The 13,221-nt window shown below is 46.3% G+C and carries 15 protein-coding genes; 12 read left to right on the plus strand and 3 right to left on the minus strand.

Annotation, left to right across the window (positions count from 1 at the left end; translation table 11 throughout):
• The first annotated feature begins 135 nt into the window (after nucleotides 1–135).
• The 4 genes from ACQ4XT_RS01870 to yxiS all read left to right on the plus strand — a co-directional run bounded on the left by ACQ4XT_RS01870 (nucleotide 136) and on the right by yxiS (nucleotide 1,811).
• Nucleotides 136–507, plus strand: coding sequence for a group-specific protein (locus ACQ4XT_RS01870; RefSeq protein ID WP_446852263.1), 372 nt, complete (start codon nucleotides 136–138; stop codon nucleotides 505–507).
• Between the two features lie 16 nt (nucleotides 508–523).
• A complete protein-coding gene (locus ACQ4XT_RS01875) occupies nucleotides 524–1,039 on the plus strand; it encodes an RNA polymerase sigma factor (protein WP_446855548.1) in 516 nt (171 codons plus the stop codon).
• A complete protein-coding gene (locus ACQ4XT_RS01880; protein ID WP_446852264.1) occupies nucleotides 1,020–1,262 on the plus strand; it encodes a hypothetical protein in 243 nt (80 codons plus the stop codon). The genes ACQ4XT_RS01875 and ACQ4XT_RS01880 overlap by 20 nt, the downstream gene beginning before the upstream one ends.
• A gap of 249 nt (nucleotides 1,263–1,511) precedes the next feature.
• Nucleotides 1,512–1,811 (plus strand): protein YxiS, encoded by a 300-nt coding sequence (gene yxiS, locus ACQ4XT_RS01885; protein ID WP_446852265.1) that lies wholly within the window; start codon nucleotides 1,512–1,514, stop codon nucleotides 1,809–1,811.
• 333 nt (nucleotides 1,812–2,144) lie between these two features.
• Here the strand turns inward: yxiS and ACQ4XT_RS01890 are convergent, their stop codons facing one another.
• Nucleotides 2,145–2,315, minus strand: coding sequence for a hypothetical protein (locus tag ACQ4XT_RS01890; protein WP_446852266.1), 171 nt, complete (start codon nucleotides 2,313–2,315; stop codon nucleotides 2,145–2,147).
• Nucleotides 2,316–2,511: 196 nt separating this feature from the next.
• Between ACQ4XT_RS01890 and ACQ4XT_RS01895 the strand changes: the two genes are divergently transcribed.
• On the plus strand, nucleotides 2,512–3,237 hold the full coding sequence (locus tag ACQ4XT_RS01895) for a polyphosphate kinase 2 family protein (protein WP_446852267.1): 726 nt from the start codon (nucleotides 2,512–2,514) through the stop codon (nucleotides 3,235–3,237).
• A gap of 1,101 nt (nucleotides 3,238–4,338) precedes the next feature.
• On the opposite strand, the gene ACQ4XT_RS01900 is transcribed toward ACQ4XT_RS01895, so the two are convergent.
• The gene (locus ACQ4XT_RS01900; protein ID WP_446852268.1) at nucleotides 4,339–4,467 is read right to left on the minus strand and encodes a hypothetical protein; all 129 of its coding nucleotides are present in this window, start codon (nucleotides 4,465–4,467) and stop codon (nucleotides 4,339–4,341) included.
• 341 nt (nucleotides 4,468–4,808) lie between these two features.
• Here ACQ4XT_RS01900 and ACQ4XT_RS01905 point away from each other — a divergent pair, with 341 nt between their 5' ends.
• From ACQ4XT_RS01905 to ACQ4XT_RS01935, 7 genes are all read left to right on the plus strand, one after another.
• Nucleotides 4,809–5,816, plus strand: a complete 1,008-nt coding sequence (locus tag ACQ4XT_RS01905; protein WP_446855550.1) for a putative 2-aminoethylphosphonate ABC transporter substrate-binding protein — start codon at nucleotides 4,809–4,811, stop codon at nucleotides 5,814–5,816.
• Nucleotides 5,817–5,909: 93 nt separating this feature from the next.
• The gene (locus ACQ4XT_RS01910; protein ID WP_446855551.1) at nucleotides 5,910–6,950 is read left to right on the plus strand and encodes an ABC transporter ATP-binding protein; all 1,041 of its coding nucleotides are present in this window, start codon (nucleotides 5,910–5,912) and stop codon (nucleotides 6,948–6,950) included.
• Nucleotides 6,951–6,960: 10 nt separating this feature from the next.
• Nucleotides 6,961–8,727, plus strand: a complete 1,767-nt coding sequence (locus ACQ4XT_RS01915; RefSeq protein ID WP_446852269.1) for a putative 2-aminoethylphosphonate ABC transporter permease subunit — start codon at nucleotides 6,961–6,963, stop codon at nucleotides 8,725–8,727.
• A gap of 1 nt (nucleotide 8,728) precedes the next feature.
• Complete coding sequence (gene phnX / locus ACQ4XT_RS01920; protein WP_446852270.1) at nucleotides 8,729–9,538, plus strand: phosphonoacetaldehyde hydrolase; 810 nt, start codon at nucleotides 8,729–8,731, stop codon at nucleotides 9,536–9,538.
• Entirely contained in the window at nucleotides 9,531–10,904 is a 1,374-nt protein-coding gene (gene pbfA / locus ACQ4XT_RS01925; RefSeq protein ID WP_446852271.1) for a (R)-1-hydroxy-2-aminoethylphosphonate ammonia-lyase, read from the plus strand. Before phnX ends, pbfA begins: the two co-directional genes overlap by 8 nt.
• A complete protein-coding gene (phnW, locus tag ACQ4XT_RS01930; RefSeq protein WP_446852272.1) occupies nucleotides 10,891–12,009 on the plus strand; it encodes a 2-aminoethylphosphonate--pyruvate transaminase in 1,119 nt (372 codons plus the stop codon). Before pbfA ends, phnW begins: the two co-directional genes overlap by 14 nt.
• A 104-nt stretch (nucleotides 12,010–12,113) precedes the next feature.
• On the plus strand, nucleotides 12,114–12,893 hold the full coding sequence (locus ACQ4XT_RS01935; protein ID WP_446852273.1) for a DeoR/GlpR family DNA-binding transcription regulator: 780 nt from the start codon (nucleotides 12,114–12,116) through the stop codon (nucleotides 12,891–12,893).
• Between the two features lie 74 nt (nucleotides 12,894–12,967).
• Here ACQ4XT_RS01935 and ACQ4XT_RS01940 read toward each other — a convergent pair whose 3' ends face one another.
• Nucleotides 12,968–13,129: a hypothetical protein gene (locus ACQ4XT_RS01940; protein ID WP_446852274.1), complete on the minus strand. Its 162-nt coding sequence runs from the start codon at nucleotides 13,127–13,129 to the stop codon at nucleotides 12,968–12,970.
• Nucleotides 13,130–13,221: the final 92 nt, after the last annotated feature.

The raw sequence follows: 13,221 nt of genomic DNA on the forward strand, positions 1-13,221 counted from the left end.
GTAGTGGTTTAAATCACCTCAAAAAACCCCTCTCTTTTACTTGACACCAACCATTTCCACTTTTTTCAATTTTATGTGAACCATCCCGCTGTCTCATTGGTATAGTTAGTAAAAGAACCTTTGGAGGTGTTCGCAATGGATGCAGGCTGGATCGTCTCATTAATTGTTGTTGGAATTTGGATGGTTATTATTTTAGGGATTATGATTCCTTTGGAAAGAAAACACATCATAAGGAAGAACGGAAAAATTGATTATCATAAAACGACGATTTTCCTAAGGTGGAATGTGTTCGATACGCTGACGCTCGCTTTGGTCATTTATACCATCATTTGCGTACAGGCGCTTAACTTGCTGATTTCATCAGGGCAGACGGTAGACAATGTTTATGTCCAATTCTTCACGAATCAATCGCAAGCTTGGACGATCGTAGCTTTCATCTATCTGCTTTTGCGACTATCGAACACCCTGAAATCCATCCGCGCCCGCTATGGAGGAACCCTTGAATAAAACGGCTGAAGACTGGATGAGGGATTACCAGCATGGAAACAAAGATGCTCTTAAATCACTATATCAGTTGTACAAAGAGCCTCTGTACTCGTTTATTTACCGCTATACCCGAGACGAACCGTTCAGTGTGGACGTTGTTCAAGATACCTTTGTGAAACTGCAACTTAACAAAATGCAATACAATTCAGAGCGAGGCACACTTAAAGCGTACCTCTTTCAAATCGCTTACCGCATCATGATTACCAAATTGAATCGCCGTAAGAAATGGAAATCCCTTCTACCATTTTTAACACCACAGCCGGCCGACACCTTTTCCCAAGAAGACAAAATGACGGTACAGGAAGCGGTTTCCAAGCTACCTGCCATTCATCGGGCAGTTATTCTCTTATCCTACTACCACGACCTTCCACAAGCAGAAATCTCTAGTATTCTGGATCTTCCCATTGGTACGGTCAAGTCACGATTGTATACAGCTATTCAACTACTAAAAAAGGATCTCGAGGTGAAAAGTAATGAAGAAAAATCCATTTGAACGAGAAGAACAATTGAAGCATCAGTTAAACCAATACAAGGTGGACGTTCCAAATTTCGAATGGGAAAGCAGCCGCAAGAGCCGCTGGATTCATTACTTAGCTTCCCCGACGAACAATCCATTAGACCCTCTTATGGAAACGATGCGGGGCTGGACGTTGACGAAGGTTATTCCGGCTGTTCTTTCCATGTGTCTGGCCGTTTTGCAGGTCATTCTCCTGTAGCCCGCAGAAGAATAGCCTGCCCCCCTCCCCTCCGTTAATCCAGGGATACAATAGGAACAGTCACCGATTTACTATTTGTCATGTGGATATCGATTCCACTTCAAGACAAACCAATAAATGCGGCTTTAGACAATGGACCACGATTTAATAGATATCTGCTATCATGGGAGGTATGAGGTAGATGAAAATAGTCTACTGCTGAGAGTGGACGAAATAAAAAGTCACCCGCTTACAAAGGAGGCATGCCATGTGGATCGGAACAATGAACAAGAAGTGATTCGTAATTATCAAAAAGGCGAAAAAATGATGATTCTGCTTTTTGCCCAGTGGTGCATCAACCATGACCTGGATCCTGTAGCCATTTATCAAGAGGCCTATCCCTATCAAGATAAAAATAAAGAACTGATCGATGCCCTGGAGCTGACCGTACCGAAGCAGGAGTCCGATCACGTTGATCCTGAGACTCTGCTTGAAGTATTGTCCCTCTATGGAAATGACGACCTAGCTTTTGTCGTATCTGAATACATCACCCGTAAAAAAATACAGTAAGCGTTGGTTCCCCAGGGATAAGAAATGAGAAGGACCAGTGCTGGTTCCATCAGCGTATCCAGCACCAAAATATTGAAATGAAAAAGCCCTGGCACTGTAGAGTGCCAGGGTGAAACTAAACAACTTAGGTGACCCAACCATGTAAGAATCATCCTTGATTCTACACATTTTTTGAAATTCAGACTAACTTGAAGGACAATTCTTCTGAGAATCCGTTTCCTTTTCCGGTTAAGCCGAATTTGCCTTCCTTCCACCTCTCGTGATTTGCAAAGGAAAGGTGAACACCAGCTAATAGAATTCTCTTTGTTTCCTTACGCAACGCTCAATCTCATTTCATTGGGGGGATTGTCTTACACTGACCTCTCCACGACCTGCCATCCGCAGGTCTGTTTTTTCACCTGCCCCTTCTTTCAAGACTTTCTCATCCTTATTAAATGGATGAATGTCCTTCCATTGACGGGGCCTTTCGTTCGTTTGGAAACGAACTCGCGATGGTTGAGCCACCTAAGTTGTTTATGCTTGTTTGTTATCTTCTTTACACTCTTATTATACCACCGTATACGGGTTTTAACGCTGAAAGTTGTGTCCGTTTTGTAAACGTTTACTTATTTGGAATTGTAATTAAAAGGTTTCAGGTTATTCCTGATGAATAGGGAGAGAAAGGGATTTTAAAACCAAATACTTCAAAGGAGAGAACGGTATGCTGGAATCTGTAGATCTATCCTTGAACATAGACAAAAAGCAATATAAAGAGGGAATGAAACAGTCACAGTTGAAGTTACTCCAGTTGCAGCGATCCATCTACGATAACCAGTTAGGCGTTATTGTTGTTTTTGAAGGCTGGGATGCATCAGGAAAAGGAGGCGCAATCAAAAGGCTGACCAGCGGACTCGACCCACGCGGTTTTGAGGTCCATGCCATTGGCGCTCCTTCCACGAATGAAAAGAGACACCATTACCTCAAACGCTTCTGGAACAAGGTTCCACCGTACGGGAAAATAGCGATCTTTGATCGTTCCTGGTATGGCCGCGTTCTTGTGGAAAGAGTCGAGAAGTTCGCTTCTGTATCCGAATGGAATCGAGCCTACAACGAAATCGTTCAATTTGAACATCTCCTTGCTCAAGATCGATATGTCGTCATCAAAGTATGGCTGCACATTTCTAAAGAAGAACAACTGAAACGATTCCAAGAAAGAGAACAAGACCCTTTAAAGAGATGGAAAATCACAGATGAGGACTGGAGAAACCGTGCAAAGTGGGATATTTATGAAGAAGCTGTAGAGGATATGTTTCAGCACACGTCTCCCCCAGAAAGTAAGTGGCACATTGTAGAAGGGGAAAATAAACATTATGCAAGAGTAAAAACCAATCACATTGTAATACAGGAGATTGAAAACAAGTTAAGGCAGCTAAGCTCCTCTAATTAACCGTGATGTCTAACATCTCAGGAAATCCAGGTACATAAAAAAAAGCCCTGGCACTTAAGGAAGTGCCGGGGCTTAATTAAACAACTTAGGTGACCCAACCATGTAAGAATCATCCTTGATTCTACACTTTTTTTAGATTCCAGACTTTCTCGAAGGACAATTCTACGAAGAATTCGTTTCCTTATCCGGTTAAGTCAGATTTTCTTCCTCTTCTTCCTTAACTTCAACAGAAGAGAGAATGCACCAGCTAAGGAAATGCTCTTTGTTTCCTTACTCAACCCTCGATCCAACTTCAAATGGGAATCGTCTTACAAAGCCTCTCCCCCACTACCTACCATCTGTAGATAGCTGTAACACCTGCCTCAATCAAGAATGGACTTTCATCCCATACATCGGATGAATCTTCTTTCATTGGCTGTGATTTTCGTTCGCTTGGAAACGAACTCGCGATGGTTGAGCCACCTAAGTTGTTTATTTGTTTTTGTTATCTTCTTTACACTCTTAGTATATCACCATTTCCTGATTTGAACGAAGTCAGTTGTGTCAACTTTGCAAACGTTTACAAATAACCAGCAATGAATTGCTTAGTGGTGCTGATCCAGTCCGTATAGGATTTACTGCAGGACCGTCAACTTCATTGGGCAGAAAGAAGCCCGGCACTTAAAAAAGTGCCGGGGCAAAGTAAACAACTTAGGTGACCCAACCATGTAAGAATCATCCTTGATCCTACACATTTTTTTTGGATTCCAGACTTTCTCGAAGGACAATTCTTCAAAGAATCCGTCTCCTTCTCCTGTTAAGTCCCATTCTCTTTCCCCTTCTTCTTCCATTATTTCAAAAGAAGAGAGAAAGCACCAGCTAAGGAAGTCTCTTCAATTCCTTACTCCTCCCTCGGTTCAAACTCTAAAGGGAATCATCGTATCAAGACCTCCCCGTCACCTATCCTCTGTAGGCAACTGGATCACCTGCCCCTTTCAAGACTGCTTTTCACCCTCATTGTACGGATGAACATTCTTTCATCGGCGGTAATCTTCGTTCGCTTGGAAACGAACTCGCGATGGTTGAGCCACCTAAGTTGTTTATTTGTTTTTGTTATCTTCTTTACACTCTTAGTATATCACCATTTCCTGATTTGAACGAAGTCAGTTGTGTCAACTTTGCAAACGTTTTCCATAATGTTGAAATGATCGGAACTCTCCGATTGGCCGTCATCGAAACTCTGATTGTCACCCACTTAAAACACCCGCTTAAAAAGCTAACCGTTTCTTATTGATTCTAACCTTACCGTTCATCCCCCCGCCTTTTCATCATCAATTACCTTTCTAAAACATCCCTTATTCTCCACGGATTACATCAATAAACCACAATAAACAACATAAAAACACAACAAAACACACATTTAACACATCATTAATACTGGTTTTACAAACAGGCTTTATAGTGAAGATGCAGTAAGAGATAGGAGGGATTAGCGAAGAATCAATCACATCTTCAAACGTTGTCGTTATTTTTATAGATTGTGGAAAATTAAGGAGGATTTCAAAATGATGAAGAAATTAATGTTGACTGTTATGACACTTTTGTTGATTTTTGTGGCAGCCTGCTCAGGTGGAAACGCAGAAGAGAAAGAAGAAATTACGGTGTACACCGCGCTCGAAGATGACATGATCGAAACATACTTAACCTCTTTCCGTGAACAAAATCCAGACATTAAAGTCAATATCGTCCGCGACTCCACAGGTGTCATTACCTCAAAGCTTTTGGCTGAAAAAGATGCACCTGTCGCTGACGTTGTTTGGGGAACAGCCGCAACGAGCCTGCTTGTCGCTGATCAGCAAGGGATGCTTGAAGGATATGCACCGGAAGGAATCGACCGTGTAGCTCCTCAATACAAAGATTCAAAGGAAACACCGCACTGGGTCGGTATCAACGCCTGGATGACCGGATTCGCTGTCAACACAGTGGAAATGGAAGAAATGGGACTGGATATCCCTCAAAGCTATGAAGACTTGCTTGATCCACAATACAAAGATTTGATTGTTATGCCTAACCCGGCTTCCTCAGGTACAGGATTCTTAACCGTATCTGCCTTCATGCAGCAAATGGGCGAAGAAGAAGCGTGGAATTACATGGACAAACTTCATCAGAACATCGGCATGTACACACACTCAGGTTCTAAGCCGGCAAAACTTGCTGGACAAGGGGAATATCCAATCGGAATTTCTTTCGGTTACCGTGGGATCACACAGGCGGAAAAAGGAGAGCCGATCAAGACCATTTTCCCTGAAGAAGGTTCTGGCTGGGATTTAGAAGCAAACGCTCTTGTGAAGAAAGAGGAAATCAAACCAGCGGCTAAGACGTTCCTGGACTGGGCCATTTCTGATGAAGCGATGAAAGAATACAGCGAGAACTTCGCGATCACTTCCGTACCAACGGACAAGCCGGTTCCTGAAGGTTTCCCTGAGAACCCTGAAGAGCAGTTGATTGAAAACGACTTTAACTGGGCAGCTGAGAACCGCGACGTCATTCTTGAACAATGGACAAAAAAATATGACGGAAAGAGCGCCCCTAAAGAGTAAGGTACAACGGAAGTCGGCAAACTTTTTGTACCAAAAGGGGCGGGTCTTCCCGCCTTCGGTCTCTTATTATCTCATGAAAAAGGAGCGAGTCCAATCATGAATCATCTCGCTGTCGAACAGATCACCAAAACGTTCCAAAACTTTACCGCTTTGAAAGATATATCGTTCTCGATTGAAAAAGGAGAATTCATCTGCTTGCTCGGACCAAGCGGTTGCGGAAAAACGACGCTCCTTCGCATCCTGGCAGGACTGGAAATGCCAAACGCGGGAGGCGTCCTGATGAATGGCCGGGATATGACACACCTTCCTCCGGCTGAGCGGAATTTCGGCATCGTCTTTCAGTCGTATGCTTTATTCCCGAATTTAACAGCAGCTCAAAACGTCGCCTATGGATTGAACCCTAAACAATTTTCCAAGAAGCAGCGCAAAGCAACGGCACTGGAAAACCTCAAGCTCGTCAATTTAGAAAAGATGGCTGACCGTTACCCTGCCCAATTATCCGGTGGACAACAACAGCGTGTCGCTTTAGCGCGTGCCCTGGCGATGAACCCGGAATTCCTTTTGCTGGACGAGCCGCTGTCCGCCCTGGATGCTCAAGTCCGCTTGCAGTTAAGAAACGAAATCAAACGTCTGCAGAAACAGTTAGGCATTACGACGGTGATGGTTACGCACGATCAGGAAGAAGCCCTATCCATGGCGGATCGGATGATCGTCATGAACAATGCCTTAATCGAACAGGCCGGAACACCGCAGGAAATCTATGACCGCCCCAATTCCCCCTTTGTTGCAGACTTCATCGGGGCGGTCAATTTCGTCGGCGATCAGCTCATCCCGAACGGGGAAAAACAAGATGTAGCGGTCCGCCCGGAGCATGTGACGATTCACATCCAGCCGTCCGCCTCTTCCCTCCCCACCCGGGTTGAGAATTTAGAGTACCGGGGCAGCTCCTATCGTGTCGTGCTGAGACAGACGACGAAGGACAACGTTCTCTATGCTGATATCGATACCGATACGTTCAAACAACAGCCGCTTGCTGTGGGCGAAGTGGTCTATGCCGAACTGCAGGAAGATAAGGTCATCTTCTTTCACGGCCAGCCCGAGCCCATAACAACGATGCAGCCTGTGCTCACCTAGGAGGTCCATCATGATTACAGCACTACAATCTTTATTCAGCCGGGAACCTGTCGTGAGGCAGTCCTTAAGTAAAGATGCGCACATCCAACGCATACTGCTCCTGCTCATGTTCGTTGGACTCGGAACGACCATCATCCTCCCCGTCATCGAGCTGTTGAAACGTGCGATGCAGAACACCCAGGGAGAATACATCGGAGCGGAGAACTTCATCACTTACTTTTCCTCTCCCAGCTTGTTTCAATCGGCCGTTCATACATTGTCGGTCGCATCGATCACGATGATTCTCTCGGTCAGTCTTGCCTTTCTTTTCGCCTATGCGATTGAACGGACGAAGATGAAAGGAAAAACGTTCTTTACGTATATGGCCCTGCTGCCTTTATTCGCACCGACCATGATGTACGGCATCGCTCTCGTCTATTTACTCGGAAACAACGGCGTATTCACCACCGGGTTCTTTGGACTATTCGAGCAGTGGTTCGGCTGGCAGGAGTCCGACTTTGATATCTATGGATTCAAAGGCATTGTGATATCCGAGGTGATTTTCACCTTTCCGCAAGCCTTCCTGATATTAAAAGTTTCGCTATCCACCGCCGATCAACGTTTATATGAAGCGGCGGATACGATGGGCGCAGGAACATTGAAAAAGCTATTTACAGTCACCATCCCAAGCATCAAATATGGACTGGTAAGCGCCTTTTTCGTCAGTTTCACACTCAGCTTCACCGATTTCGGTGCTCCGAAAGTCGTCGGTGGGCAGTACAATGTGCTCGCAACTGATGTGTACAAGCAGGTGATCGGCCAGCAAAACTTCTCCATGGGAGCAACCGTCGGCATCATCTTAACCATTCCAGCCGTGATCGCCTTTATCGTCGATCAGCGGATCCAACGGAAGCAGTCGAGCATCAGTTCGAAGGCAACTCCGTACAAAACACCAGTAAACCCTGTGCGCGACCGTCTGTTCACGGCGTACTGTACAACTATTACGATCGGCATCATCACTTTGTTCCTTGCGATTATCGCTGCCGCTTTCGTAAAAGTCTGGCCTTACGACTTCTCGCTGACGCTCCGTCACTTCGGGTTCGGATCAGTGGCGGGAGACGGGCTGCAGCCTTTCTACAATAGCCTGATCGTTTCCGCGGTCACGGCTGTCATCGGAACGGTGATCATCTTTATCGGCGCGTACTTAATTGAAAAATCGCGTCACCTGGCATGGGTTAGAAAAGTATCATACTTTCTATCAATTCTGCCGATTGCCCTGCCTGGACTGGTCATTGGTCTTGCCTTCATCTTCTTCTTTAACCAGTCGGCAATCAGCATCCCGTTTACGTCGATGGAAATCACCAACCCTTTTCAGTGGTTGTACGGAACGATGATCATTCTCGTCCTCGCGAATATCATCCACTTCTACTCGGTGTCGTTCATCACAGCGACGACATCTCTTAAGAAACAAGATGCGGAATACGAAGCCATCTCTGAGACGATGAAGGTTCCTTTTTACAAAACGTTCGCCAAAGTGACGGTGCCTCTGTCCTGGCCGGCGATTCTCGAAATGATGATGTACTTGTTCGTCAACTCGATGACGACGATCAGCGCGGTCGTCTTTCTGTACTCCTCGGAGTGGAAGCTTGCCTCTATCGCCATCGTCAACATGAACGATGCTGGGGACATTGCACCGGCAGCAGCGATGTCTTTACTGATTATCGTTACCAACATCATCGTCCGTGTTGCGTATGAAACAATTGTCAAATCTATTAAAAAAAGAAAAGTAGGGATCTAATATGAAAAACATTCAAGCCATCATTTTTGACTGGGCCGGAACAACGGTCGACTACGGCTGCTTCGCCCCCGTCCAAGTATTTATCGAGGTTTTCAACAAGCGTGATGTTCAGATCACATACGATGAAGCGCGTAAGCCGATGGGATTATTGAAAATCGATCACATCCGCGCCATTACTGAAATGGAGCGCGTGCGCACCGAATGGACGAACACCAATGGAAGTGAGCCGACAGAGGAAGATATCAAAGCGATGTACAAAGATTTCGAAGACCTGTTATTCCGCGGCCTCTACCAATTTGCCACACCGCTTCCACACGTGACCGAAGTGATGGAACAATTGAGAGAGCGCGGCATTAAAATTGGATCCACCACAGGGTACACAGAAGAAATGATTGAAATCGTCGCCCGTGAAGCGAAGAAACAAGGATACGAGCCGGACACGATCGTCGCTTCCACCGAGGTACCTGCCGGACGCCCTTATCCATGGATGATCTATGAAAATGCGAAACAACTGAACGTCTTCCCGACAAGTCAGATGATCAAAGTCGGCGACACGGAAACGGATATGCAGGAAGGTCGTAACGCAGGGACGTGGACCATTGGGGTCGTCAAAGGAAGCAGCACGCTTGGCCTCTCCCAACAGGAAGTCGAAGAAATGGATCCCGTCCTCCTTCAGACGAAAATCGAAGCTTCCAAGCGAACGTTGCTTGAAGCCGGTGCCGATTATGTCATAACCGACATGAGTGATCTTCCTGAACGTATCGATGAAATTGAAAAGCAGATGAATGAAGAAGTGAGTGCGTATGCCTAAGCTGTACCGCGGCGAAGGGGACGTCAACCAGTCCCCTCTCCGCCAGGCTTGGAACGAACATCTTTCAGACAAAACCACTCAAATCCTTCAAGAGGATGAGCACTACTTTTTACATCAATCGCTATCAACACCCTGCCTGGATGTCATTGAGCGTGCAGAGGGTTCTGCCTTTTACAATATCGAAGGAAAACGATACTTGGACTTTCACGGCAATGCCGTCCATCAAATCGGCTTCCAACACCCGAGGGTCATTGAAGCGATGAAACAGCAGCTCGATACTCTCAGTTTCTCAACACGACGTTACACGAACCGTAACGCCATCGCACTCGCGAAACGATTGACCGAACTTGCGCCGGATCCTTTGAACAAATCGTTGTTCGCACCTGGAGCTACCTCTGCCATCGGTATGGCGCTGAAGCTTGCGCGGATCGCGACAGGGAAACACAAAACCGTCTCGATGTGGGAATCGTTTCACGGAGCTTCGATGGATGCCTTGTCTGTTGGAGGTGAAGCTCATTTCCGTCGCCAAATAGGTCCGCTCCTTCCCGGCGCGATCCATGTTCCCCCTATTCAGAACTACCGGCCGAACTGGGAGGGGGCGGGCCTTGATGATCGACAGCTCGCTTCACATATCGAATACCTGTTCCAACAAGACCCAGACATCGGCGCATTCGTGATGGAAACCGTACGGAATACAGACGTACAACTTCCTTCCCATGCGTTTATGAAAAAAATAAGAGCCCTGTGTACGGAATATGATGTGAAACTCATTTTCGATGAGACCGCCATCGGTATGGGAAGGACCGGCCGCTGGTTCGCATTCGAGCACTACGACATCGTCCCTGACATGGTCGTACTCGGAAAAGGATTAGGCGGAGCCGTCTATCCAATGGCAGCCTTACTCGTCGATGATTCCTTAGATGTCGCAAAAGATACATCGCTTGGTCATTACACCCACGAAAAAAGCCCACTCGGGGCTACAGCAGCTTTAACGATGATCGACGTTATTCAAGAAGAACAGCTACTGGAGCATCTTCCCCTCCTGGAACAAAAAATGAAAGCGCGTTTGGAAGAATGGAAACAACGCTATTCTCTTATAGGAGATATCCGGCACATCGGTTTTCTTTTTGCCGTAGAACTTGTTACCGACCGTACAACGAAAGAAAAAGCAACAGCTGCAGCAGAAGCGGTCATGTACCACTGCTTAGATCACGGACTCAGTTTCAAAGTTTCAAAAGGAAACGTCCTGCAGCTCTGTCCGCCATTAAACCTATCACACGAAGATTTAGACGAAGCGCTGAACATTCTGGAATCAGCGATTGAAGACGTGCAGCTAAGAGAGGAGAATACGTATGCAAAATCATGATCACTATCTACTGCTCACTCCAGGTCCTTTAACAACGACCGCTTCAGTGAGAGAATCCATGTTGAAAGACTGGTGCACGTGGGATGAGGACTATAAGTCCCTCGTCCAGTCGATCCGCTCCGACCTTTTATCCCTCGCCGGAGTATCAGAACAAGACTACACCAGTGTGCTCATGCAGGGAAGCGGCACGTTCAGTGTTGAATCCGTCATCTCCACCGCCGTCCCTGACGATGGAAAACTGTGTGTCCTCGTCAACGGCGCGTACGGAAAACGCATCGCTGAGATTGCCGAACGGCTCAAGCTGAACGTATGTACGATTGAATACGGAGAGACAGAAAAGCCTGACTTAGAAAAAATAGAAACCGCTCTGAAGGAAGATGAAGCGATCACTCATGTAGCCGTCGTCCATTGCGAAACGACGACCGGTCTCCTGAATCCGATCCACGACATCGCAGATATTGTCAAACGCTACAATAAGGTGTTCATCGTCGATGCCATGAGCAGCTTTGGCGGGATCCAGATGTCGATCACGGACATGGACGCCGACTATGTCATCAGCAGTGCCAACAAATGCATCCAGGGCGTTCCTGGTTTCGGTTTTGTCATCGCTAAACGACAGGCCATCCAGCAGTGCGAAGGTCAGGCCCGCTCGCTGTCGCTCGACTTGTTTGAACAATGGAAAACAATGGAGGACCAGGAAGGGAAGTGGCGCTACACGTCCCCGACTCATACTGTTAGGGCGTTCAAACAGGCACTCGAAGAATTAAAGGTGGAAGGCGGTATTCCGGCGAGACAGAACCGCTACGAGCAGAACCAACGGACACTCGTCGATGGGATGCGTGCGCTCGGCTTCACGCCCCTTCTCCCCGATGAGTGGCAGTCGCCGATCATCACACCGTTTTATTATCCGGAAAATGAGTCGTTCCAATTTGACCGCTTCTATGAAGAGTTAAAATCCCGCGGTTTTGTCATCTATCCGGGAAAAGTAACCGACCTGAAGACATTCAGAATCGGTAATATCGGGGACATTCACCCCTCAGATATAGAAGCATTGCTTGAAGCTACAAGAGAGAGTATATACTGGCTCGAACCCGTTACCAAATAAAGAACCCTTCGACTTTTCATGCATGAAAGAGGAAACCTAGCGTACCCCTCTTTCATGTATAATGGAAAGAAAGGAAGGTTTTTGTCACGTTAGGAGGGACGACGTTGTCACTCGTCGCAGAAGAACGGAAACAAAAAATACTACAAATGCTCGAACATCAAGGCAAAGTCCGAGTGAGCGAACTTGCCGAACAACTGGACGTGTCGACCGAAACCATTCGACGACACCTGGATGACCTGGAAAACCAACAGAAACTGAAAAAAGTGTATGGCGGAGCTGTAAGAAACGAAACGTCCAACGAACTGCCGCACTATGAACGAGAATCGATACACATCGAAGAAAAAAGAACCATCGGCCAAGCAGCCGCTGATCAAGTCGAAGATCACGACACCATCGTCATCGACGAAGGAAGCACGCCGCTGCAGATGATTCCTTTTTTAAGAGGAAAGAAAAACTTAACCATCATGACCAGCTCCATCCCGGCCCTGAACCGGCTGATGGAATACACGAAACGCAGAGAACTCGAAGCCCGCGTCATCTTCATCGGCGGTGAAGTAAGCGTCGACCACCTGCGTACATCCGGTCCAATCGCTGAAAAAATGATGGAAGACTTCTACGTCAATAAAGCATTCATTGCCACAGATGGTGTCGACATCGATCATGGGATCACAAGCTTCGACCCGAACAAGGCGCTTTTCACTAGGAAGCTGATTGAACAGTCGGGGAGATCTTACATTCTGGCGGATTCTTCTAAGATCGGTATGAGGACGTATGTGAAGATGTCTAATTTGGAAGATGTTTATGCTGTTGTTAGTGATGTGCCGCCGCCTGAGGATTGGGGATCTAACTTGCAGCGTGTAGGTACGGAATGGATTTCTATGTGATAACGCAGGTCGGTCCTAGTGCTTCGTTACCTTTAGAAACACTAGGACCGACCCTATTATCATTCAAACTTCTTTTATACATTTTCTTTATTGATATTATTTACTATTTCAGATAAAACAACATCTTTCCAATCGTTTCTCCATTCTGAGTAAAAATCTATATCATAAGATTTAGGAGTAGGACAATCATCTTTTATATTTACCATACAAGGGGTAGGGACTGCATCACCTACCAAAAGTGCCTCCCTTTTTTCTAGTGATGATAAAGCGTCACCATAACTTACTACGGCTTCAGGTAAAAAGTCTTTTAACGTAACTTTGATCCTCA

It is taken from the genome of Halobacillus sp. 12SKB (genome assembly GCF_052941655.1).